This window comes from Pseudomonas sp. S30 (assembly GCF_016518545.1).
Lineage (GTDB): Bacteria > Pseudomonadota > Gammaproteobacteria > Pseudomonadales > Pseudomonadaceae > Aquipseudomonas.
The window spans coordinates 242630-265060 of sequence record NZ_JACVTO010000001.1 but is presented as its reverse complement, the minus strand read 5'-3'; the positions used below and the strand labels follow the sequence as shown (position 1 = coordinate 265060).

The 22431-nt window shown below is 64.7% G+C and carries 16 protein-coding genes; 5 read left to right on the top strand and 11 right to left on the bottom strand.

Annotation, left to right across the window (positions count from 1 at the left end; genetic code table 11):
- Positions 1 to 11: 11 nt before the first annotated feature.
- From IAE34_RS01140 to IAE34_RS01120, 5 genes are all read right to left on the bottom strand, one after another.
- Entirely contained in the window at positions 12 to 1523 is a 1512-nt protein-coding gene (locus tag IAE34_RS01140; RefSeq protein ID WP_200137026.1) for a CoA-acylating methylmalonate-semialdehyde dehydrogenase, read from the bottom strand.
- A gap of 194 nt (positions 1524 to 1717) precedes the next feature.
- Positions 1718 to 2074, bottom strand: a complete 357-nt coding sequence (locus IAE34_RS01135; RefSeq protein WP_200137025.1) for a cupin domain-containing protein — start codon at positions 2072 to 2074, stop codon at positions 1718 to 1720.
- Between the two features lie 9 nt (positions 2075 to 2083).
- Entirely contained in the window at positions 2084 to 3466 is a 1383-nt protein-coding gene (locus tag IAE34_RS01130; protein ID WP_200137024.1) for an NAD(P)/FAD-dependent oxidoreductase, read from the bottom strand.
- 53 nt (positions 3467 to 3519) lie between these two features.
- Entirely contained in the window at positions 3520 to 4920 is a 1401-nt protein-coding gene (locus IAE34_RS01125; RefSeq protein ID WP_200137023.1) for an amino acid permease, read from the bottom strand.
- 509 nt (positions 4921 to 5429) lie between these two features.
- On the bottom strand, positions 5430 to 5711 hold the full coding sequence (locus tag IAE34_RS01120; RefSeq protein ID WP_200137022.1) for a DUF6124 family protein: 282 nt from the start codon (positions 5709 to 5711) through the stop codon (positions 5430 to 5432).
- A 129-nt stretch (positions 5712 to 5840) separates the two neighbouring features.
- Here IAE34_RS01120 and IAE34_RS01115 point away from each other — a divergent pair, with 129 nt between their 5' ends.
- Positions 5841 to 6500: a LexA family protein gene (locus IAE34_RS01115; protein ID WP_233630859.1), complete on the top strand. Its 660-nt coding sequence runs from the start codon at positions 5841 to 5843 to the stop codon at positions 6498 to 6500.
- A 32-nt stretch (positions 6501 to 6532) separates the two neighbouring features.
- On the opposite strand, the gene IAE34_RS01110 is transcribed toward IAE34_RS01115, so the two are convergent.
- The 4 genes from IAE34_RS01110 to IAE34_RS01095 form a co-directional block, all read right to left on the bottom strand.
- On the bottom strand, positions 6533 to 8488 hold the full coding sequence (locus tag IAE34_RS01110) for an acetyl/propionyl/methylcrotonyl-CoA carboxylase subunit alpha (RefSeq protein ID WP_200137021.1): 1956 nt from the start codon (positions 8486 to 8488) through the stop codon (positions 6533 to 6535).
- Positions 8485 to 9297 carry a gamma-carboxygeranoyl-CoA hydratase gene (locus tag IAE34_RS01105; protein ID WP_200137020.1) on the bottom strand — a complete coding sequence of 271 codons (813 nt, stop codon included), beginning with the start codon at positions 9295 to 9297 and terminating at the stop codon, positions 8485 to 8487. Before IAE34_RS01105 ends, IAE34_RS01110 begins: the two co-directional genes overlap by 4 nt.
- 3 nt (positions 9298 to 9300) lie before the next feature.
- The gene (locus tag IAE34_RS01100) at positions 9301 to 10905 is read right to left on the bottom strand and encodes a carboxyl transferase domain-containing protein (RefSeq protein WP_200137019.1); all 1605 of its coding nucleotides are present in this window, start codon (positions 10903 to 10905) and stop codon (positions 9301 to 9303) included.
- Positions 10906 to 10967: 62 nt separating this feature from the next.
- Positions 10968 to 12131 carry an isovaleryl-CoA dehydrogenase gene (locus IAE34_RS01095; RefSeq protein WP_200137018.1) on the bottom strand — a complete coding sequence of 388 codons (1164 nt, stop codon included), beginning with the start codon at positions 12129 to 12131 and terminating at the stop codon, positions 10968 to 10970.
- Between the two features lie 251 nt (positions 12132 to 12382).
- Between IAE34_RS01095 and IAE34_RS01090 the strand changes: the two genes are divergently transcribed.
- Positions 12383 to 14056 carry an AMP-binding protein gene (locus IAE34_RS01090; protein ID WP_200137017.1) on the top strand — a complete coding sequence of 558 codons (1674 nt, stop codon included), beginning with the start codon at positions 12383 to 12385 and terminating at the stop codon, positions 14054 to 14056.
- A gap of 37 nt (positions 14057 to 14093) precedes the next feature.
- On the opposite strand, the gene IAE34_RS01085 is transcribed toward IAE34_RS01090, so the two are convergent.
- The gene (locus IAE34_RS01085) at positions 14094 to 14249 is read right to left on the bottom strand and encodes a hypothetical protein (protein ID WP_200137016.1); all 156 of its coding nucleotides are present in this window, start codon (positions 14247 to 14249) and stop codon (positions 14094 to 14096) included.
- Between the two features lie 138 nt (positions 14250 to 14387).
- Here IAE34_RS01085 and IAE34_RS01080 point away from each other — a divergent pair, with 138 nt between their 5' ends.
- The 3 genes from IAE34_RS01080 (at position 14388) to glgB (ending at position 22067) form a co-directional block, all read left to right on the top strand.
- Positions 14388 to 16421 (top strand): alpha-1,4-glucan--maltose-1-phosphate maltosyltransferase, encoded by a 2034-nt coding sequence (locus IAE34_RS01080; RefSeq protein ID WP_200137015.1) that lies wholly within the window; start codon positions 14388 to 14390, stop codon positions 16419 to 16421.
- 36 nt (positions 16422 to 16457) lie between these two features.
- A complete protein-coding gene (gene treS, locus IAE34_RS01075; RefSeq protein ID WP_200137014.1) occupies positions 16458 to 19769 on the top strand; it encodes a maltose alpha-D-glucosyltransferase in 3312 nt (1103 codons plus the stop codon).
- An 87-nt stretch (positions 19770 to 19856) separates the two neighbouring features.
- Complete coding sequence (gene glgB, locus IAE34_RS01070) at positions 19857 to 22067, top strand: 1,4-alpha-glucan branching protein GlgB (protein ID WP_200137013.1); 2211 nt, start codon at positions 19857 to 19859, stop codon at positions 22065 to 22067.
- 134 nt (positions 22068 to 22201) lie between these two features.
- Here the strand turns inward: glgB and IAE34_RS01065 are convergent, their stop codons facing one another.
- On the bottom strand, positions 22202 to 22411 hold the full coding sequence (locus tag IAE34_RS01065; RefSeq protein WP_200137012.1) for a cold shock domain-containing protein: 210 nt from the start codon (positions 22409 to 22411) through the stop codon (positions 22202 to 22204).
- Positions 22412 to 22431 lie beyond the last annotated feature (20 nt).

The window sequence follows — 22431 nt, the reverse complement described above, 5'->3', positions numbered from 1 at the left end:
GTCGGGTGGTCTCAGTGACTGCTCGGCATGGCGAACTCTGCGCCCTGTGACGTACCCTGAGGCCAGCGTTGCATGATGCTTTTCTGTCTGGTGTAGAAGCGTACGCCTTCCTCGCCATACGCGTGCATGTCACCGAACAGGCTTTTTTTCCACCCGCCGAAGCCGTGCCAGGCCATCGGCACCGGGATCGGCACGTTGATGCCGACCATGCCTACCTGAATGCGCCGGCCGAATTCGCGGGCGATGTGTCCGTCACGGGTGTACAGGCTTACGCCATTGCCGAATTCATGAGCGTTGATCAGCTCCACGGCTTCACCAAAATCCCTGACCCGCAGGCAAGCCAGTACCGGGCCGAAGATTTCTTCCTTGTAGATGCGCATGTCCGGGGTCACGTTGTCGAACAGCGTGCCGCCCAGCCAGAAGCCTTCGCCGCAGTCTTCGCCCGCGGTCTGGCCGTTGAAGTTGCGACCATCGACCAACAGCGTGGCACTTTCTTCGACACCCAGGTCGATGTAGCCGGTGATGCGTTCGAGCGCGGCACGGGTGACGATCGGTCCCATTTCCGCTTGCTGATGGGTGCCATTGAGTACCTTGAGTTCGGTAGTCCGCTGGATCAGCTTGGGCATGACCTTTTGCGCGGTGTCGTCGCCGACAAACACCGCCACGCTGATCGCCATGCAGCGCTCGCCCGCCGATCCATAGGCTGCACCGATCAACGCATCGACCACCTGATCGATGTCCGCATCGGGCATCACCACCAGATGATTCTTCGCCCCGCCCAGCGCTTGCACGCGCTTGCCGTGGCGGGCACCGGTCTCATAGATATGGTTGGCGATCGGCGTGGAGCCGACGAACGACACCGCCTGCACATCGGGGTGCTCGATCAGTGCATGGACCGCGTCCTTGTCGCCTTGCACCACATTGAATACGCCGTCGGGCAGGCCTGCACGCTTGAGCAGGTCGGCCATGAACAGACTGGGACTTGGGTCCAGCGGGCTTGGCTTGAGCACGAAGGTGTTGCCGGTAGCCAAGGCCATGGGAAACATCCACATCGGCACCATCACCGGGAAGTTGAACGGGGTGATGCCAGTGACCACGCCCAGCGGCTGGCGCAGGACCCAGTTGTCGATGTTGGTGCTGACCTGGTCGGTGAAGTCGGTTTTCAGCAACTGCGGCGCGCCGCAGGCGAACTCGACGATCTCGATCCCGCGCATGACCTCGCCCTGGGCATCGGTGAAGACCTTGCCATGTTCGGCGGTGATGAGCCGGGCGAGATCGTCACGATGCTCATTGAGCAGTGCCAGAAACCTGTTCAGTATGCGCGAGCGACGCAGGGGGGTGAGGTTGCTCCACGCGGGAAAGGCTGCCTTGGCCGAGGCTACGGCGGCGTCCACGTCCTGTGCATTGGACAGTTGCACCTGGCCAGTCACGGCGCCAGTGGCAGGGTTGTAGACGGGCGACCCCTGGCCGCTCGAAGCGCTCGCCGGGGCGCCGCAGATCCAGTTGGTGATGCGTTGAGTCATGGTGGTTGTCTCGTTGGGTGGAAAAGCAGGGGGTGGGCCGACCGAAGGCCGCAGGGCCTGCAGCCGGCGCGCCTGTCGTGCGCCGTGCGCGCCGGTCATCGACCTGGAGATCGCGCCGGCAAGGACTGCGTCCAGGTCTGGCCGCACCGCCGATCGCGGTGCGCTGCACGACCAGTGCGGAGGGTGCAGCGGTATCAGTAAATGGCGTAGACCTTGCGCACGGTTTCCAGCACGTCCCAGCGACCGCTCCAGCCGGGCGGGAGGATGATCAGGTCACCACCGTTCACTTCCACCACCTCGCCGGTCTGGTCGTCGGTCAGCAACGCTTTGCCGCAGAGCAGGTAGGTGAACTCGGTGTCGGGACGATCGACTACCGGCCAGCCACCGGGCTGGCACTCCCATACGCCGAGGTTGCCCACTGCATCTGGCGCCAGGGTTCGTACGGCGATCTGCGGATCGCCGCGGTCGGCGCCGGCGCGCTGACCGGCACCCGTCAGCGCAAGGGTCTTGAGGTTGGCATGCTTGAGGATGGTGAAGGCAGGCACGGGCATTTCTCCTGGTCAGTGGGCACCGGTGAGCTTTTCCAGCAGCTTGGCGGTGCGTGAGGGTTGATGGGTCAGGCGTTCTTCGAGGTCGCTCAGGGACGCTGCAGCCAGGCCACCGTTGACCCCGAACCAGCGCAGCGGCTCGCGCTCCCAGACCGGCGAGCGGTGGTTGACCAAAGGCAAACCGTTGATGGGCTCGTCCCGTTCGAGGATGAGGTTGCGCAGGATGCGTCCGGCCAGGTTGCTGGTCGCCACGCCGTCACCGACGTAGTTGCCGGCCCAGGCCAGACGCTGGCTGCGATCGATGCTCACGCTCGGGCACCAGTCGCGCGACACGGCCAGCGCGCCACCCCAGCGATGGCTGATGCGCGCATCGTGCAGCGCTGGGAAGAAGTCCAGCAGGGTGTCGTAGAGCCTGGCATGGGTACGGTCCACCAGATCCGCAGCGGCCGACATCTTGGAGCCCCAGCGGTAGGGCGCGCCGCGACCGCCGAACACCAGCCGGCCGTCAGCGGTGACCTGGCCGTACACCCGCAGGTGGCGCATGTCGTTGAAAGCCATGCGATGGTCGAGTCCCAGGCTGGCCAGCCGCTCGGGCGGCAACGGCTCGGTGGCCAGCACCAGTGAATACAAAGGGATGACCGCGCGTGAGCCGTCCGGCTGCTGCGAAGTGAAGGCCTCGGTGGCGCGCACGGTCATCCCGGCGCGCACCGAGCCGCGATCGGTGTGCACCAGGCCGGGGGTCATGGAGGTCACTGTCGAGTGGTGGTAGATCTTCGCGCCCAGACGCTCTACCCGCGCAGCCAGCCCGTGTACCAGCTTGCCCGGATGGATCAGCGCGCAATGCTCCGTGTAGAGGGCGCCTACCGTGTCCTGCGCGCCCAGACTGGCTCGCGCCTGGGTAGCGTCGAGCACACGCCATTGCTCGGGCAGTCCGAATCGCGTCGACGCGGCGACGGTCGCTTGTGCCCGCGCCATCTGCGGGCCGCTTCGGGCCAGGGAAACGAAGCCCTGCTTGGCATAGTCGGCTTCGATGCCTTCCAACGACAGCACTCGACCGATTTCATCGACGGTTTCATTCATCGCCGCCTGCAAGTGCAGCGCAGCGTCGTGCGAGTACAGCTGCGCCACCCGTTGCAGCGAAATGGGAAAAATGGCCGAGGCCCAGCCGCCGTTGCGTCCCGAGGCTCCGAAGCCGACTTCCTGCCTGTCGAGCAGCACCACACGCAGCGACGGGTCGCTCTTGAGCAGGTAGTAAGCGCTCCAGAGCCCTGTGTACCCAGCGCCGACGATGACCACGTCGGCGTCCACGGTCCCTTCGAGGCGCTCGCGTGCCGGGCAGTGGCTGAACCACAGAGGTTTGTTGGGCAGTAGGGGTAGATCGAGTTTTGCTGACATGGCGGGTTCTTCCCAATGACGACCCAGGATTCGGGTGGTGTCTGACACGGTATTCAGGGTTTTGCGCCTTGCGCAGAAAGCGTATGGGTGTCGGATTCAGGTTTGCCGCACAGCCGCTTGACGAGGTAGGAGGCTGCGATGGCGAGAATGGCGATCAGGCACTGGATCAGGCTGAGCTGCATGGAAGGGTCGAATGCCATGCTGACCAGCACCGAGATGATCGCGACGGTGACCAGGATTGGCAGCCATGGATGGCCCCACATGGCGAACTTCAGGCTGCCCTCGGCCACCCAGCGACGACGAAGCCTGAGTTGCGCCAGGCAGATCATCAGGTAGACGAACAGGAACACCGTGCCTGACGAGTTGATCAGGAACTGGAAGACGGTCTGCGGCCAGAGCGCAGCGATGACTACGCAGCCATAACCGATCAGGGTCGAGGCGAGCACCCCACGCACGGGGACGCCGCGTCGGCTCACGGCGGTCATCCAGCTTGGCGCCTCACCGTGGGAGGCCAGCACGAAGAGCAGTCGCGACGAGGTGTACAAACCGGCATTGAGTACCGAAAGCACGGCCACCAGAATGACCACGTTCAGCAAGGCGCCAGCGCCCGGGATTCCCATGTGGTCCAAGGTGGTCACGAACGGCGACTTGCCAGGGCTCAGATCGGTCCAGGGTTGGACGACGACGATGAGGAACGTCGCAAGCACGAAGAACACCAGGATACGCACCATCACCGTGTTGACGGCCTTGCGGATATTGCGCGTGGGGTCTTCGGATTCGGCGGCGGCGAGCGTGGCGACTTCCACGCCGGTCATCGAGAAGATCACTATCACCACGCCAGTGAACAGCGAGCCCAGGCCGTGGGGCAGGAAACCGCCGTGCTCGGTCAGATGGCCGAAGCTGGCGTCGGAGTTCGGCCACACGTGGAACGCGTAGGCGCCCGCCACCAGCAGGAACACCACGATGGCAGCGACTTTGACACCGGCGAACCAGTACTCGGCTTCTCCGAAGGAATGCACTGACATCAGGTTCAACAGGGTCATGACCAGCATCAGCCCCAGGGCGATCATCCAGACCGGAAGGTCGGGCAGCCAGGCATTGATGATCTGGCCGCCGACCACAGCCTCGAAGCCTACGACGATGACCCAGAAGTACCAGTACAGCCACCCGGTCATGTACCCGGCCGCTGGACCGAACGCCAGGCGTGCATAATCGACGAATGAACCCTTGCTGGGATGTGCGGCGGCCATTTCGCCCAGCATGCGCATCACCAGCGCCACGATCGCGCCGGTGATGGCATAGGTGATGAAAGCCCCGGGACCGGTCGCCGAGATCACGGCACTCGAACCCACGAAGAGTCCCGCCCCGATGACGCCGCCCAGGGCAAGCATGCTGATATGGCGGGTTTTCAGAGCACGTTTGAGGCGCGGGTCATGTTCGGACTGGATCGGCATGGGTCGTCTCCTGTTATTTTTAGTGGTCAACGCTGCCAGGGAGCACGGTAGGGGCTCGCGAACGGCGCCGAAATCGCAAAAAGTTCGAGGTCTCGGCGCCTGCTTCATACCGATGTATGAAAGCCTTGCGAGCAATAGGGATGTTGGCCGTCGACTGCTGGCGGACGCGAACCCGGCTCGCCGATGGACTCGCAGATGCTGCCGACCTGCGGGCGAACACGCCGCCTGGCGTGGCGACCCGTGCGGTCACCAGGACGTCGGTATTCACGCCTCGTCGGGTTAACTAAGCGTCAGCTGCGACTCAGGGGACGGCCTGGATGCGGGCACCGGAATCGGGCGCGCGCGTGGGAAGGAATGACTGCGGGGCGCCAGGATGAGAAACGAGGTGGGGTGAAGTGAGATCGCTCCGCAGCCAGCCAGATGACTGCAACGTCGCCGTCACTGGCTGGGCAAGAACGGAATCGGGTATGCCGGTGGAGTTGGGACACTCGAACATGCCCTGCATCGGCTTACAACAGTGCGCGCGCCATGTTCACCATGTGCATCAACGCAAACAGCACTTCCCGTGTGGTGCCCTGCTGGTGGCTACCGGTTTCCTGGGCCGTGGCGGCTGCGCAGCGCAGCAGGGCCATGGCATGGGCGTTGGCTTGCTCGGGCGGGACGTCATCGCGCACGACCCAGGGCAAGGTGTCGATGCTGGCGTGAGGCGGCGTTGGGTTCAGGTAGTAATCGAGCGCGCGGCGGGCGGCCTCGCCGTCCAAATCCTTTTCTGGATGTGTCATAGGTTTCATCCTGTTACCAGTGGAGCGTGAAGGGAAATCAGTCACAACAGATATTAGTACTATATGTATTCTTTATCATCGAATTAATAATACAATATGTGTATTGAGCGCTGACGGGCAGTCCGTATCGTGCGGGCGATGGAAAAATGGATCGAGCTGGTCAAGCAACGGATGCGAGAGCTGGGACTTTCGCAGGAGCAACTTGCCGAACGCGTCGGGGTCACCCAGGGCGGGGTGGGCCATTGGCTGCGCGGGACGCGCCAGCCCAAGGTGGCGATGATGAACGATGTGCTCCAGGCGCTGGGCCTGGCGCACCTGCACGTGTCGCTGCGGATGATGCGCATCGATCAGCTGGCTGAGCGCAGCGGCAGCTACGAGGCCGGCGAAACGGACGAGGTCGACGACCTGCTGCAGTACATCGTCTGCTTCCGCTATCCGGTGCTGACCTGGGCCGAGCTGGATGGGCCATTGCCCAAAGACGGCAGCGTCTACGAGCAGACCGACTACAGCGCCCAGGGCAAGGCCTTCTGGCTGCCGGTGGAAAGCGATGCCATGAGCGCGCCGACCGGGGCGAGCGTGCCCGAGGGCATGCTGGTGCTGGTCGACCCCGGCGTGCAGGCGGCCCCTGGCAAATTGGTGATCGCCCGCAATGGCGGCACCGCCGCAGTGTTCCGGCAGTTGGTCGAGGAGGGCGGGCAGCGTTACCTCAGACCGCTCAATCCGACCTATCCGAAACTGCTGTGCGGTGAGCACCTGCAAGTGCTGGGCGTGGTGGTCAGGTCACACGGGCGGCACTGATTTGCGCCACCCGGACCGGTGTGAGCGCCGCATCAGGCCTCCTCCAGCGCCACCAGTACCGTCCCTTCGCTGACCATGTCGCCTTCCTGGCAGTACAGCGCCTGCACCGTACCGGCGTGCGGCGCGCGGATGCTGTGCTCCATCTTCATCGCCTCCAGGACCACCAGGGCGAGCCCAGCCTGCACCGATTGGCCGGGCTCGACCAGCACCCTGACGATGCTGCCGTTCATCGGTGCATTCAGCCCGCCCTGATGCGCCTGTCCGGCCTCGGCCCTGGCAATGGGGTCGAAGGCCTCCACCGGGTACAGCTCGCCTTCCCAACGCAGGTACAGGGTATGCCCGCGACGAACCGCCAAGTGATCGCGGCGGACACCGGCATGCTCTTCCACGAGCTGTTCACCGACCCCTGCGAACAGCGAGGTCGCGCTGTCGTGCAGGCTCACGCTGTGATCCTGCCCGTGGCAACTCAGGTGCAGGCTGGTGCAGTTGGGCAGACCCAGGCGCAGGCCGTGGCGCGCAGTCCAGGGTGAGTGTGGATCGTCGGCACGACCCTCGGCTGCCATGCTCGACAGCCACGCCTGCGCGGCGGCTTGCCAGAAGCGCGCTGGCAGCGCCTCGACCGCAGGCAGCAGCTGCGCCTGATAGCGGGGAATGAAGCCGGTATCCAGGTCGGCGGCAGCGAAGGCGGGGTGTGCCAGGATGCGCCGCAGGAACGCCAGGTTGGTCTTGACGCCACCCACGGCGAATTCGTCGAGCATGGCCAGCAGCCGCAGCCGCGCCTGCTCGCGGTCCCGACCCCAGGCGATGAGCTTGCCGAGCATGGGATCGTAGAACGGCGACACTTCGTCGCCCTCGCTGACGCCGCTGTCCACCCGGCGACCTTCGCCCGGCGCCGACTCGCGGTACAGTGCCAGGGTGCCGGTCGAAGGCAGGAACTGCTGGGCCGGATCCTCGGCGTACAGGCGCACCTCGATGGCGTGGCCGTGCAGCGGCACTTGCTGCTGGGTGAGGGGCAGCGCCTCGCCGCAGGCCACGCGGATCTGCCAGGCCACCAGGTCGAGGCCGGTGATGGCCTCGGTCACCGGGTGTTCGACCTGCAGGCGCGTGTTCATCTCCATGAAGAAGAACGCGCCGCGGGCGTCGAGCAGAAATTCCACGGTGCCGGCACCGACGTAGCCGATGGCCTGGGCTGCGCGCACGGCCGCTTCGCCCATGGCCTGACGTAGTGCCGGCGACAGCCCGGGGGCGGGGGCCTCTTCGACCACTTTCTGGTGCCGGCGCTGGATCGAGCAATCGCGTTCGTTGAGGTATAGGCAGTGACCCTGCTGGTCGGCGAACACCTGGATTTCGACGTGCCGGGGCTTGAGCAGGTACTTTTCCACGAGGATCCGCGCGTCGCCGAACGAGGCGCGGGCTTCACGTTGCGCCGAGGTCAGCGCCTCGGCCAGCTCGCCCTCCTGCTCGACCACCTTCATGCCTTTGCCGCCTCCGCCGGCGCTGGCCTTGAGCAACACCGGATAGCCGATGCGCTGGGCGGCGTCGCGAAAGGTCGCCAGGTCCTGGGACTCGCCGTGGTAACCCGGCACCAGCGGTACGCTGGCGGCCTCCATCAGCGCCTTGGCGGCCGATTTGCTGCCCATGGCTTCGATGGCGCTGGCAGGCGGGCCGAGGAAGATCAGGCCCGCCGCTTCGACCGCCTGGGCGAAGGCGGCATTTTCGGACAGAAAGCCATAGCCGGGGTGAATCGCCTGCGCGCCGCTGGCCGTGGCGGCGGCGATCAGCTTGTCGATCATCAGGTAACTGTCGGCGGCCTTGCTGCCGCCGAGCTCGACCCGGATATCGGCCTCGCGGCTGTGTCGGGCGTCGCGGTCGGTGGCACTGTGCACGGCGACCGTGGTCAGGCCCATGGCCTTGGCGGTGCGCATCACGCGGCAGGCGATCTCGCCGCGGTTGGCGACCAGCAAGGTGGTCAGCGTCGGTGTACTCATGGCTGTGGCTCCTGGTCGATGGGTCGCCAGGCGGGGCGACGTTTTTCCAGGAAGGCGCGCAGGCCTTCCTGAGCTTCGTCACTGACACGAATGCGTGCGATGCTGTTCTCGCAGTAGCGGCGCAGCGCCGGGCTCAAGTGGCCGGCATCCACCTCGCGCAGCAGCTCTTTGGCAGCGCGCAGGGCTCTGGGGCCGTTGTGCAGGAGGGTATCGACCCAGTCCGCGAGGCGGGCCTCCAGCTGCGCCGGCGCACAGGCCTCGGCAAGAAGGCCCAGCTCACAGGCGCGCATGCCGCTGAAGCGCTCGGCCGTCAGGGCATAGCGGCGGGCGGCGCGCTCGCCGATGGCCTTGACCACGAAGGGGCTGATTACCGCCGGGACCAGGCCGATGCGCACCTCCGACAGGCACAGTTGAGCATCCTCGGTGCCGATCGCCATGTCGCAGCAGGCGATCAGCCCCAGTGCCCCGCCGAAGGCCGAACCGTGCACCACGGCCAGGGTCGGGACCTTCAGGCGGTGCAGGGCGTACATGAGTTCACCCAGCTCGCGGGCATCATCCAGGTTGCTGTTGAAGTCCAGCTGCGCTGCCTGGCGCATCCACGCCAGATCGGCGCCGGCACTGAAATGCCGGCCGCGACCGCGCAGCACCACGAAGCGCAGCTCGGCGTCGCTGGCCAGGCGCTCCAAGGCGATGATGAGCTCGCGGATCATCTGCGCATCGAAGGCGTTGTGCTTGTCTTCCCGGCTGAGCCACAGCGTGGCGAAACCGCGGGGGTCCTTGATCAGTTCCAGGGTGTCGAAGTCGTGCATGGGTCACATCCGGAAAATGCCGAAGCGGCTGGGTTCGATCGGGGCGTTGAGCGCGGCCGACAGCGCCAGGCCGAGTACGTCGCGGGTCTGCGCGGGATCGATCACCCCGTCGTCCCACAGCCGCGCGCTGGAATAATAGGGGTGCCCCTGATGTTCGTACTGGTCGAGGATCGGTTGGCGCAGTGCGCGCTCGTCATCGGCGCCGAACGCCTCGCCGCTGCGCTCGCTCTGTTCGCGCTTGACCTGCACCAAGACCCCGGCCGCCTGCTCGGCGCCCATCACGGCGATCCGTGCATTGGGCCACATCCACAGCAGGCGCGGATCGTAGGCCCGACCGCACATGCCGTAGTTGCCAGCACCGAAGCTGCCACCGATGATCACGGTGAACTTGGGCACCTGGGCACAGGCCACGGCGGTCACCAGCTTGGCGCCGTGCTTGGCGATGCCGCCTTCTTCGTATTTCCTGCCGACCATGAAACCGGTGATGTTCTGCAGGAACAGCAGCGGGATGCCGCGCTGGCAGGCCAGTTCGATGAAATGCGCGCCTTTCTGCGCCGCTTCGGCGAACAGGATGCCGTTGTTGGCCAGGATCGCCAGCGGATAACCGTGCAGGTGAGCGAAGCCGCACACCAGGGTGGTGCCGAACAGCGCCTTGAACTCGTCGAACACCGAGCCATCGACCAGGCGGGCGATGATTTCACGCACGTCGAAAGGCCGCTTGGCATCGGCCGAGACCACGCCGTACAGCTCCTGTGGGTCGTACAGCGGTGCCTGCGGGGCGCGGCATTGCAGGTGGCCGAGCTTGCGCCAGTTGAGGTTGGCCACGCAGCGCCTCGCCAGTGCCAGGGCATGCTCGTCGTCGTCGGCATAGTGGTCGGCCACGCCGCTGGTCCGGCAGTGAACGTCCGCACCTCCCAGGTCTTCGGCACTGACCACTTCGCCCGTGGCCGCCTTCACCAGCGGCGGGCCTGCGAGGAAGATGGTCGCTTGCTGGCGCACCATGATGGTTTCGTCGGCCATGGCCGGGACATAGGCACCACCGGCCGTGCACGAGCCCATGACCACGGCGATCTGGGGAATGCCCTGGGCGCTCATGTTGGCCTGGTTGAAGAAGATCCGCCCGAAGTGCTCGCGGTCCGGGAACACTTCGTCCTGGCGCGGCAGGTTGGCGCCACCGGAGTCCACCAGGTAGATGCAGGGCAGGCGGTTCTGCTGGGCGATGGTCTGCGCACGCAGGTGTTTCTTCACGGTCAGCGGGTAGTAGGAGCCGCCTTTGACCGTGGCATCGTTGGCCACGATCATGCACTCGATGCCTTCGACGCGGCCGATGCCGGCGATCAAGCCGGCCGCTGGCACCGCTTCGCCATAGACCTCGTAGGCCGCCAGCTGGCCGATCTCCAGAAACGCCGAGCCGGGATCGAGCAGCCGGTCGATCCGCTCGCGCGGCAGAAGCTTGCCCCGCGACACGTGCCGTTGCTGCGCCTTGGCGCCGCCACCTTCGGCGACACGGGTGAGCAGCGCACGCAGCGCCTGAACCTGTTCGAGCATCGCGGCGTGGTTCTCGACGAACTCCGCCGACCTGACATTCAGCTGTGACTTGAGGATCATCGTGGTGCCTTCAAGTGAAAAGGGGGGAGCTGCAGGTTCTGGGCGTCGAGCCGCTGGCAGCCTCAGCGGGTTTCATTGAACAGTTCACGGCCGATCAGCATGCGGCGGATCTCACTGGTGCCGGCGCCGATCTCGTACAGCTTGGCGTCACGCAGCAGGCGCCCGGCCGGGAATTCATTGATGTAGCCGTTGCCGCCGAGGATCTGGATCGCTTCCAGGGCCATCTGGGTCGCGCGCTCGGCGCTGTAGAGGATCACCCCGGCCGCGTCCTTGCGCGTGGTCTCGCCGCGGTCGCAGGCCTGCGCGACGGCATACAGGTAGGCGCGGCTGGCGTTGAGCTGGGTGTACATGTCGGCCAGCTTGCCCTGGATCATCTGGAATTCGCCGATGCTCTGGCCGAACTGCTTGCGGTCATGCACGTAGGGCACCACCAGATCCAGGCAGCTCTGCATGATGCCGGTGGGTCCGCCGGCCAGCACCACGCGCTCGTAGTCCAGGCCGCTCATCAGCACCCGTACGCCGCCGTCGAGCTGCCCGAGGATGTTCTCCTCGGGCACTTCGACGTCGTCGAAGAACAACTCGCAGGTGTTGGAACCGCGCATGCCGAGCTTGTCGAACTTGGCGCTACGGCTGAAGCCGCTCCAGTCCCGCTCGACGATGAACGCGGTGATGCCGTGGGCACCCCGGTCCAGGTCGGTCTTGGCGTAGATCACGTAGACGTTGGCATCGGGGCCGTTGGTGATCCAGGTCTTGCTGCCGTTGAGCATGAAGCGATCACCGCGCCTGTCGGCGCGCAGTTTCATCGACACCACATCGGAGCCGGCGTTGGGTTCGCTCATGGCCAGGGCGCCGATGTGTTCGCCCGTGATCAGCCTGGGCAGATAGCGACGCTTCTGCTCGGGGGTGCCGTTGCGGTTGATCTGGTTGACGCACAGGTTGGAATGGGCGCCATAGGAAAGGGCGACGGAGGCAGAGGCACGGCTGATCTCCTCCATGGCCAGAACATGGGCCAGATAGCCGAGGCCTGCACCGCCATATTCCTCCGACACGGTGATACCCAGCAGACCCATGTCGCCGAACTTGCGCCACATGTCGGCCGGAAACAGGTTGTCCTGGTCGATCTGCGCCGCGCGGGGCGCCAGCTCGGCGGTCGCGAAGGTGCGTACCTGATCGCGCAGCATGTCGAGGGTTTCGCCGAGGGCGAAGTTCAGGGTCGGATAATGCATGGGGCACCTTGTTGTTCTTGGAATGGGTGGAAACGGGTTCCGCTGCGCTGGCATCCCATGCAGAGCGGACGTGGGCTCTCATGGGCGGACGCAGACGGGCAGCGAAGCCTTGTCTGTGACCTTTACGTAAACGTAAACCTGGGGGCGGAGTCTGTCAAACCTCTTATTGACCTTTACGTAAACGTCAATTTAAGCCAAAGTATCGTTCGCTTGTTTCAGTCGCGCCCCAACAACCACAAGAAGGGACAGCTGTGAACACACTCAGTCATACGCAAGGCCCCTCGCACCCGCCATTGCTCAGCTTGACCCTGGGTGAGGCGCTGGACGCCACAGCGGCCCGCTGGCCGGACCGCGAGGCATTGGTCGTCAGGCATGAAGGCGTGCGACATACCTGGCGTTCGCTGGCCGAACAGGTCGACCTGCATGCGCGAGGCTTGATGGCGCTGGGCATCGAGCGCGGCGAGCGGGTCGGTATCTGGGCACCCAACGGTGCACCCTGGTGCATCCTGCAACTGGCCACGGCCAGGATCGGTGCGATCCTGGTCACCATCAATCCAGCCTATCGCGTCAACGAACTGGAATTCGTCCTGCGTCAGTCCGGCTGCTGCTGGTTGGTGTGCGCCGAGGCGTTCAAGTCGTCCGACTATCACGCCATGCTCCAGCAGCTGCTGCCGGAGCGCGCCGAGGGCGCGCCTGCCCGCGAACGGCTGCCGCACCTGCGCGGCGTGATCAGCCTGTCAGGCGCACCTCCGACGGGTTTTCTTCCCTGGTCTGCGCTGGCCGAGCGGGCAGGGCAGGTGGGCCTTCACGAGCTGCGTGAGCGCCAGCGCAGCCTGACGTGCGATCAGGCGGTGAACATCCAGTACACCTCCGGCACCACCGGCGCGCCCAAGGGCGCTACCTTGAGCCATCGCAACATTCTCAACAACGGCTACATGGTCGGTTGCAGCCTGGGGCTGAGCGAACAGGATCGGTTGGTGGTGCCTGTGCCGCTGTATCACTGCTTCGGCATGGTCATGGGCAATCTGGCCTGTCTGATCCACGGCAGCACGCTGATCTATCCCAACGACGCGTTCGATCCTGAAGCGACTTTGCGCGCGGTGGTCGAGGAACGCGCGACCGTACTCTACGGCGTACCGACCATGTTCATCGCCATGCTCGACCATCCCCTGTGCGCCCAGTCCGATCTCTCCACGCTGCGCACCGGCATCATGGCCGGCGCCACGTGTCCGATCGAGGTGATGCGCCGGGTCATCGAGCAGATGCACATGGCCCAGGTGCAGATCGCCTACGGCATGACCGAGACCAGCCCGGTGTCGCTGCAGACTGGTCCCCATGATGACCTGGAGCTGCGCGTGAGCACGGTCGGCCGCACCCAACCGCACCTGGAGACCAAGCTGGTGGACGCCAGCGGTGCCGTGGTGCCGCGCGGCGAGATCGGCGAGCTGTGCACCCGTGGTTACAGTGTGATGATCGGTTACTGGGACGCCCCCGACGCTACCCGCCAGGCCATCGATCCGGCCGGCTGGATGCGCACGGGCGACCTGGCGATCATGGACGAGCAGGGCTATGTGAAGATCGTCGGGCGCAACAAGGACATGATCATTCGTGGGGGCGAGAACATCTATCCGCGCGAGCTGGAAGAGTTCCTGCACACCCATCCAGCGGTCGCCGAGGCACAGGTGGTGGGCATTCCCTGCGATCGCTTCGGCGAGCAGATCGTCGCATGGCTCAGGCTGCATCCGGGGTGTGACTTGACGACCGACGAAGTTCAGGCCTGGTGCAAGGCCCGTATTGCCCATTTCAAGGTGCCCAGGCACATCCACTTCGTCGACCGCTTTCCGATGACGGTGACGGGGAAGGTGCAGAAGTTCAGGATCCGCGAGCTGAGTATCGCGCGTTTCGCTCCGGGACAGGGCAAGTAGCCGAGCCCGCACGATGCGGGCTCGGTTCGCCAACGGCTCAGGCCTTGATCGGCGGCTCTTGCTCTGGAGGATCACCCACCGGCGGCGGCGCCGGTTGAGTGGACGGAGGCTCGGGATCCACCTCCGGCTGTGGCGGCGGCAGCGGTGGATCGTCGATGTTCGGATCGGGCGTGTGGGGCGTGGGAAGCGTCATGGCCGGACCTCGCGAGCTGGTTGAGGGGTCTCGAAGCTTCGACATCCAGGCGCCACGATTCGCTCAATTTATATGGAACCCCTGCAGGACCCCAGGCTCTGAACCCTTACCGCCACCAGTCCCAGGGAGCAAGGCCCGATGTCCGGTAACGAGCCCGTCGCAGCAGCGCCTTTCGAGCAGGTGCCCAAGGCCAACGATCATCCCGACCAGGCCATCAATCTGTCGCAGGCCCTCCTGGCGCCGCGCATCGTCATCGAAGACACCACGCCGGTGCTCGACGGTGGTGCATTCGCGGTCAAGGCCATTCGAGGCCAGCCGGTAGCGGTGACCAGCAAGGTGTACAGCGACGGGCATGATCGCCTGGCCGTCTTGCTGCACTGGCGCCAGGCCGACAGTCGCCAATGGCAGGCCGTGCCGATGAGCGACGCCGGCAACGACCTGTGGACGGCCGCGTTCACTCCTCAGGCGCTGGGCCTGCACCTGTTCTGCATCGAGGCTTGGGTCGACCCTTACGCCACCTACTGTTACGACCTGGAGAAGAAATACCAGGCCGGCGTCGCCATCGAGCTGGAGCTGGAAGAAGGCCGGCTGCTGCTGGGCAAGGGCGTCGATCGCAGCGAGGGTGAGCTGCGGGAGCGGTTGCGTCAGCTACTGGAGCGTCTGCCGACCTTGTCCGGCGACGACCAGGTGGCGCTGCTGCTCGATCCGCAGAGCGCGAGCCTGATGAGCCAGGCCGAGCACCGCAGCTACCTGACATGCAGTCGCGAATTGCCGTTGGACGTGGACCGTGAGCAGGCGCAGTTCGCCAGCTGGTACGAGCTGTTCCCGCGCTCGATCACCGACGACCCGTCGCGTCACGGCACCTTCGACGACGTGCACCAGCGCCTGCCGATGATCCGTGACATGGGCTTCGACGTGTTGTATTTCCCGCCCATCCATCCCATTGGCAGACAGCACCGCAAGGGTCCCAACAACTCCCTGCAGGCGGGGCCGGACGATCCGGGCAGCCCTTACGCCATCGGCAGCCCGGACGGCGGCCACGACGCCATCCATCCGCAGCTCGGCAGCCGCGAAGACTTCCGCCGCCTGGTGGCCGCTGCGGCCGAGCATGGTCTGGAAATCGCCCTGGACTTCGCCATCCAGTGCTCGCAGGATCACCCTTGGCTCAGCGAGCACCCCGGCTGGTTCAGCTGGCGGCCGGACGGCACCATTCGCTACGCCGAGAACCCGCCAAAAAAGTACCAGGACATCGTCAACGTCGATTTCTACGCACCGGACGCCATCCCCTCGCTGTGGATCGCCCTGCGCGACGTGATCATCGGCTGGGTGGAGGAGGGCGTTCGTACTTTCCGCGTGGATAACCCGCACACCAAGCCCCTGCCGTTCTGGCAATGGCTGATCGCCAATGTGCGCAGCCGCTATCCGGACGTGCTGTTCCTGGCCGAGGCCTTCACCCGACCGGCGATGATGGCGCGGCTCGGCAAGGTCGGGTATGCCCAGAGTTACACCTACTTCACCTGGCGCAACACCAAGACTGAACTGCACACGTATTTCGAGCAGCTCAATCAGCCGCCGTGGAGCCTGTGCTATCGCCCGAACTTCTTCGTCAATACGCCAGACATCAACCCCTTCTTCCTGCACAGCAGCGGCCGCGCAGGCTTTCTCATCCGCGCCGCGCTAGCGACCATGGGCTCAGGTCTGTGGGGTATGTATTCAGGCTTCGAACTGTGCGAGAGCGCGGCGTTGCCGGGCAAGGAAGAGTACCTGGACTCGGAGAAGTACCAGATTCGCCCACGCGACTTTACGGCACCTGGCAACGTCATTGCCGAAATCGCCCAGCTCAACCGCATTCGCCGGCAGAACCCGGCGTTGCAGACTCACCTGGGCATCGCCTTCTTCAATTGCTGGAACGACCAGATCCTCTACTTCGCCAAGCGCACGGCCGAGGGTGACAACTTCATCCTGGTCGCCATCAGCCTGGACCCGCACAACGCCCAGGAAGCGCACTTCGAGTTGCCACTGTGGGAGCTGGGACTGGACGACGACGCCCACACCCAAGGCGAAGACCTGATGACGGGGCATCGCTGGACCTGGTACGGCAAGACCCAATGGATGCGCATCGAGCCCTGGCATCAGCCGTTCGGCATCTGGCGGATTTCCAAGCCCGTCTGAACGCAGCGTCGAACCCGATACAGCAAGGAGTCGCCCATGGCCAAGCGCGCGCGCCCGGCAGCCTTCAGCGAAGACCCGCTCTGGTACAAGGATGCGGTGATCTACCAGCTGCACATCAAGTCGTTCTTCGACTCCAACGGCGATGGCATCGGCGACTTCGCCGGACTGATCGGCAAGCTGGACTACATCGCCGAGCTGGGGGTGAACACCCTCTGGCTGCTGCCGTTCTATCCCTCGCCGCGGCGCGACGATGGCTATGACATCGCCGAATACAAGGCCGTGCACCCGGACTACGGCAGCCTGGCCGACGCGCGGCGCTTCATCGCCGAGGCCCACCGCCGCGGGCTGCGGGTGATCACCGAACTTGTGATCAATCACACTTCCGACCAGCACCCCTGGTTTCAACGCGCCCGGCACGCCAAGCGCGGCAGCAAGGCGCGCGAGTTCTACGTGTGGTCCGACGACGACCACAAGTACGATGGCACGCGGATCATCTTCCTGGATACCGAGAAATCCAACTGGACCTGGGACCCCGTCGCCGGCCAGTACTTCTGGCACCGCTTCTACTCCCATCAGCCGGACCTGAACTTCGACAACCCGCAGGTGATGAAGGCGGTGATCGGCGTGATGCGCTTCTGGCTCGACCTGGGTGTCGACGGGCTGCGTCTGGACGCCATTCCCTACCTGATCGAACGCGACGGCACCCACAACGAGAACCTCCCCGAGACCCACAGGGTGCTCAAGACGATCCGCGCCGAGATTGATGCCAACTACCCGGACCGCATGCTCCTGGCAGAGGCCAACCAGTGGCCGGAAGACACCCGTCCCTACTTCGGCGAGGGCGATGGCGACGAATGCCACATGGCCTTCCATTTCCCCCTGATGCCACGCATGTACATGGCGTTGGCCATGGAAGATCGCTTTCCCATCACCGATATCCTGCGCCAGACACCGGAAATTCCCGCCAACTGCCAGTGGGCGATCTTCCTGCGCAACCACGATGAACTGACCCTGGAAATGGTCACCGATCGCGAGCGCGATTACCTGTGGAACTATTATGCGGAGGACCGTCGGGCGCGCATCAACCTGGGCATCCGCCGGCGCCTGGCGCCCTTGCTGCAACGCGACCGACGGCGCATCGAGCTGCTGACCAGCCTGCTGCTGTCGATGCCCGGTACGCCAACCCTCTACTACGGGGACGAACTGGGCATGGGCGACAACATCTACCTGGGTGACCGCGATGGCGTGCGCACGCCGATGCAGTGGTCACCCGACCGCAACGGCGGGTTCTCCAAGGCCGATCCGCAGCGCCTCGTGCTGCCGCCGGTGATGGACCCGCTGTACGGCTACCAGTCGGTCAACGTCGAAGCGCAGAGCCACGACCCGCATTCGTTATTGAACTTCAATCGTCGGTTGCTGGCGGTGCGCAACCAGCAAAAGGCGTTCGGCCGGGGCTCGCTGAGAATGCTCAGCCCCAACAACCGGCGCATCCTGGCCTATGTACGCGAATACACCGATGCACAGGGCAACACCGAGGTGATCCTGTGCGTGGCCAACGTGTCGCGCGCGGCCCAGGCTGCCGAATTGGACCTGTCGGCCTACGTGGACAAGGTGCCGGTGGAAATGCTCGGCGGCAATGCCTTCCCGCCCATTGGCCAACTACCCTTTCTGTTGACGCTCTCGCCCTACGGCTTCTACTGGTTCCTGCTGGCGCCCCACGACAGCCTGCCGAGCTGGCACAACACACCTACCGAAGGAATGCCCGAATTGAACACTCTGGTGCTGCGCCAACGTCTGGAAGAATTGCTTCAGGCGCCTTCTGTCGACACCTTGCAGGACACGGTCCTGCCCGAATACCTGCTCAAGCGGCGCTGGTTCGCCGGCAAGGAAAGCCCGATCGACGCCGTGCGCATCCGCTATGGCGTGCGTTTCGGCAGCCCGAGCCACCCTGTACTGCTCAGTGAGCTGGAAGTGATCGGTGATGGCGTCAGCACGCAGTATCAGCTGCCGTTCGGCCTGCTCGCCGAAGATCAGATCAACAGCGCGCTGCCTCAGCAACTGGCTCTCTCACGGGTGCGCCGCGCCAGCCAGGTCGGCCTGATCACCGACGCCTTCGTCCTTGAGCCGTTCGTGCGTGCGGTACTGCGTGCCTGCCAGGACGGTACGCGACTGTCGACCGACGCCGGGGAGCTGCACTTCGAGTGCACCGATCAATTGGCCCCACTGGCACTGGGCGATGACAGCGCTGTGCGCTACCTGAGCGCCGAGCAGTCCAACAGCTCCGTAGTGATCGGTGAGCGTGCAGTGCTCAAGCTGATCCGCCGGGTCAATCCGGGTATCCACCCGGAACTGGAAATGAGCGCGTATCTCACCGCGGCGGGCTTCGCCAATATCTCCCCGCTGCTGGCGTGGGTCAGCCGAGTGGACGATCAGGCGCAGCCGCACCTGCTGATGATCGCTCAAGGCTACCTGAGCAACCAGGGCGATGCCTGGTCGTGGACACAGAACACCCTGGAGCGGGCGATTCGCGATGAGATGGAGCCGACCCAGGGCAGTGCCGAGGCGCACACCGATGCCCAGGCCGAGTTGGCCGGTTTCGCCACCTTGCTCGGTCGGCGCCTGGGCGAGATGCACATGCTGCTCGGCGCGCCCAGCGCTGATCCGGCCTTTTCGCCGCGGCCCAGCGACTCGCAGGACAGCCAGCGCTGGCGCCAGCAGATCGGTGCCGAGCTCGATCATGCCCTGGACCTGCTCGGCCAACACCGCGGCAACCTTGACCCCGGCAGCCAGGCGCTGGTGGATGACCTGCAGCAGCAGCGCGAGGGTCTGGCTCAGCATATCGACCAACTGGCCCGCCAGGCCGAGGGTGGCCTGCTGATGCGCGTGCACGGCGATCTGCACCTGGGCCAGGTGCTGGTGGTGCAAGGTGACGCCTACCTGATCGACTTCGAGGGCGAGCCGTCACGCCCGCTCGAGGAGCGACGGGCCATGCACAGCCCCTACAAGGACGTCAGCGGTGTGTTGCGTTCCTTCGACTATGCTGCAGCGATGATCCTGCGCAGCGCTTCGGCGGTCGACCTGTCCGACGCCGCGCGCCAGGCACGTCAACGGGTCGCCCGCCAGTATCTGCACCAATCGCGCCACGCTTTCGTCCACGCCTATGGACTTGCCACCGCCGCCATGCCTAACGCCTGGCAGCATGAGGACGGTGCGCGCGCAGCGCTGGAGCTGTTCAGCCTGGAGAAAGCCGCCTACGAAGTGACCTACGAGGCGGAGAATCGGCCGAGCTGGTTGGCCGTACCCTTGCAAGGCTTGCATGCATTGATCAGTACCTCGGGTGAGTCCTGATGACCACCCATGATGCGACAAGACACAACGCGCTGCGATGATCCAGGTCCAGCCCACTACCGACATTACATGCTAAGGAAGAGTCAGATGAGTTCAATCACGCGCAGCAACGGCGGCCTTCGCCAGCGCGATCTCGATGCACTGGCCAGCGCCGAGCATGCCGATCCCTTCGCGGTGCTCGGCCCGCACGATGATGGTGCCGGCGGCCAGGTCATTCGTGCGTTTCTGCCCGGTGCGTTGAATGCCCGGGTACTCGCACGTCACGACGACCGCGTACTCGCCGAAATGGAGCAGGGGAGTTTGCCGGGGCTGTTCACGGCGCATCTCGAGCAGCCCCAGGCCTACCGCTTGCAGATCGGCTGGGCAGGTGGTGAACAGATCACCGAGGATCCGTACAGCTTCGGTCCGCAACTAGGCGAGATGGACCTGTACCTGTTCGCCGAAGGTAATCATCGCGACCTGTCGAGCCGTTTTGGCGCTCAACCGACTCAGGTCGATGGCGTGCAGGGGGTGTGCTTCTCGGTGTGGGCACCCAATGCTCGACGCGTCTCGGTGGTGGGGACCTTCAACAACTGGGACGGACGTCGCCACCTGATGCGCCTGCGCCATAACGCCGGTGTGTGGGAATTGTTCATCCCAGGCCTGGCCGTGGGGGAGACCTACAAGTTCGAGGTGCTGGGGCGCGATGGCGTCCTGCCCCTGAAGGCCGATCCCCTGGCGCGCGCCACCGAGTTGCCGCCCAGCACCTCGTCCAAGGTCGCCGGCGCGCTGGGCCATACCTGGGCCGATCAGCAGTGGATGGAGCAGCGTGCCGAGCGCCATGCCATCAGCGCCCCATTGTCCATCTACGAGCTGCATGCCGGCTCCTGGCAATGCGAGATGAACGAGGCGGGCGAGGTGGCCCGGTTCTACAACTGGCGTGAACTGGCCGAGCGTCTGGTGCCCTATGTGCAGGAGCTGGGTTTCACCCACATCGAGCTGCTGCCGATCATGGAGCACCCCTTCGGCGGTTCCTGGGGCTACCAGCCGTTGTCGATGTTCGCACCCACTTCGCGCTATGGCACCCCCGAGGACTTCGCCGCCTTCATCGATGCCTGCCACCAGGGTGGCATCGGCGTGATCCTGGACTGGGTCCCGGCGCATTTCCCCACTGACGAGCACGGCCTGGCGCGCTTCGATGGCACCGCCCTGTACGAGTACGACAATCCGCTCGAAGGCTTTCATCAAGACTGGAACACGCTGATCTACAACCTCGGTCGCAACGAGGTGCGCGGCTTCATGCTGGCCTCGGCACTGCACTGGCTCAAGCATTTCCATATCGATGGGCTGCGGGTCGACGCCGTGGCCTCGATGCTGTATCGCGACTATTCGCGCAAGTCCGGCGAATGGATCCCGAACCGCCATGGCGGGCGCGAGAACCTCGAGGCCATCGAGTTCCTCCGTCAGCTCAACGACGTGGCAGCGCTCGAAGCGCCCGGCGCGCTGATCATCGCCGAGGAGTCCACCGCCTGGCCGGGTGTCAGCCAGCCCACCCACCAAGGTGGCCTGGGCTTCAGCTACAAGTGGAACATGGGTTGGATGCACGATTCGCTGCATTACATCCAGAACGATCCGGTCCACCGCGCGCATCACCACAACGAGCTGAGCTTCGGGCTGGTGTATGCCTACTCCGAGCGCTTCGTGCTGCCCATTTCCCACGATGAAGTGGTCCACGGCAAGCGCTCGCTGATCGACAAGATGCCCGGCGACCGCTGGCAGAAATTCGCCAACCTGCGTGCGTACCTGGCGTTCATGTGGACCCACCCTGGCAAGAAGCTGCTGTTCATGGGCTGCGAGTTCGGCCAGTGGCGAGAGTGGAATCATGACCAGCAGCTGGACTGGTACCTGTTGCAATACTCAGAGCATCAGGGGGTCAAGCATCTGGTGGGCGATCTCAACCGACTGTACCGCGAGCACTCGGCGCTGCATGAGCAGGACTGCCAGCCCCAGGGCTTCCAGTGGTTGATCGGCGATGATGCGGTGAACAGCGTTTATGCCTGGTTGCGCTGGAGCAGCAATGGCGAGCCACTGCTGGTGGTGGCCAACTTCACGCCGGTGCCTCGGCACGATTACCGCATCGGCGTGCCGTTTGGTCAGCATTGGCAGGAGTTGCTCAACAGCGATGCCGAGCGTTATGCCGGGTCAAATCTGGGCAACGGTGGCGGGGTGATGGCTGAGGAACTCCCGGCCCACGGCCAACCTTTGTCGATTAGCCTGAATCTGCCGCCGTTGGCGGTATTGGTCATGAAGCCACTCTGAGGGTGTTGCAAGCTGCCTGGCGTCCGCCTTTGGGATGCTGGGCTGGTGAGTGATGTCGATGAGACAGTGATGAATCGCCGCTGAGACCCCGAGACAACGCCTGTTGCACAGGGCCTCGTCTCAGCGGCGGGACGTCACGATTTCTTCAACTTCACATTACTGGCGTAGTTGCGGCCATCGCGTTGGGTTACCTCGAACTCGACTTCTGCGCCATTCTTGAGATCCAGGTCGCCCACGGCTTCGGCCGGCAATATCACATCGTCCTCGTCGACCTCGTAATCAAGGAAGCCTGCCTTGAGTTGGGCATTGTAGAGTTTCACTTTCGCAACTTTTACATCGGTCATGGTGTTTTCCTCTTGGTGGT

Bases quoted from the DNA above. Each gene is read 5' to 3' on its own strand.
- treS (WP_200137014.1), top strand. From the start codon at position 16,458: ATGGCCAAGCGCGCGCGCCCGGCAGCCTTCAGCGAAGACCCGCTCTGG.
- IAE34_RS01130 (WP_200137024.1), bottom strand. From the start codon at position 3,466: ATGTCAGCAAAACTCGATCTACCCCTACTGCCCAACAAACCTCTGTGG.
- IAE34_RS01110 (WP_200137021.1), bottom strand. From the start codon at position 8,488: ATGAGTACACCGACGCTGACCACCTTGCTGGTCGCCAACCGCGGCGAG.
- IAE34_RS01065 (WP_200137012.1), bottom strand. From the start codon at position 22,411: ATGACCGATGTAAAAGTTGCGAAAGTGAAACTCTACAATGCCCAACTC.
- IAE34_RS01105 (WP_200137020.1), bottom strand. From the start codon at position 9,297: ATGCACGACTTCGACACCCTGGAACTGATCAAGGACCCCCGCGGTTTC.
- IAE34_RS01120 (WP_200137022.1), bottom strand. From the start codon at position 5,711: ATGAAACCTATGACACATCCAGAAAAGGATTTGGACGGCGAGGCCGCC.
- IAE34_RS01080 (WP_200137015.1), top strand. From the start codon at position 14,388: ATGTCCGGTAACGAGCCCGTCGCAGCAGCGCCTTTCGAGCAGGTGCCC.
- IAE34_RS01085 (WP_200137016.1), bottom strand. From the start codon at position 14,249: ATGACGCTTCCCACGCCCCACACGCCCGATCCGAACATCGACGATCCA.
- IAE34_RS01100 (WP_200137019.1), bottom strand. From the start codon at position 10,905: ATGATCCTCAAGTCACAGCTGAATGTCAGGTCGGCGGAGTTCGTCGAG.
- IAE34_RS01095 (WP_200137018.1), bottom strand. From the start codon at position 12,131: ATGCATTATCCGACCCTGAACTTCGCCCTCGGCGAAACCCTCGACATG.
- IAE34_RS01140 (WP_200137026.1), bottom strand. From the start codon at position 1,523: ATGACTCAACGCATCACCAACTGGATCTGCGGCGCCCCGGCGAGCGCT.
- glgB (WP_200137013.1), top strand. From the start codon at position 19,857: ATGAGTTCAATCACGCGCAGCAACGGCGGCCTTCGCCAGCGCGATCTC.
- IAE34_RS01135 (WP_200137025.1), bottom strand. From the start codon at position 2,074: ATGCCCGTGCCTGCCTTCACCATCCTCAAGCATGCCAACCTCAAGACC.
- IAE34_RS01125 (WP_200137023.1), bottom strand. From the start codon at position 4,920: ATGCCGATCCAGTCCGAACATGACCCGCGCCTCAAACGTGCTCTGAAA.
- IAE34_RS01115 (WP_233630859.1), top strand. From the start codon at position 5,841: ATGGAAAAATGGATCGAGCTGGTCAAGCAACGGATGCGAGAGCTGGGA.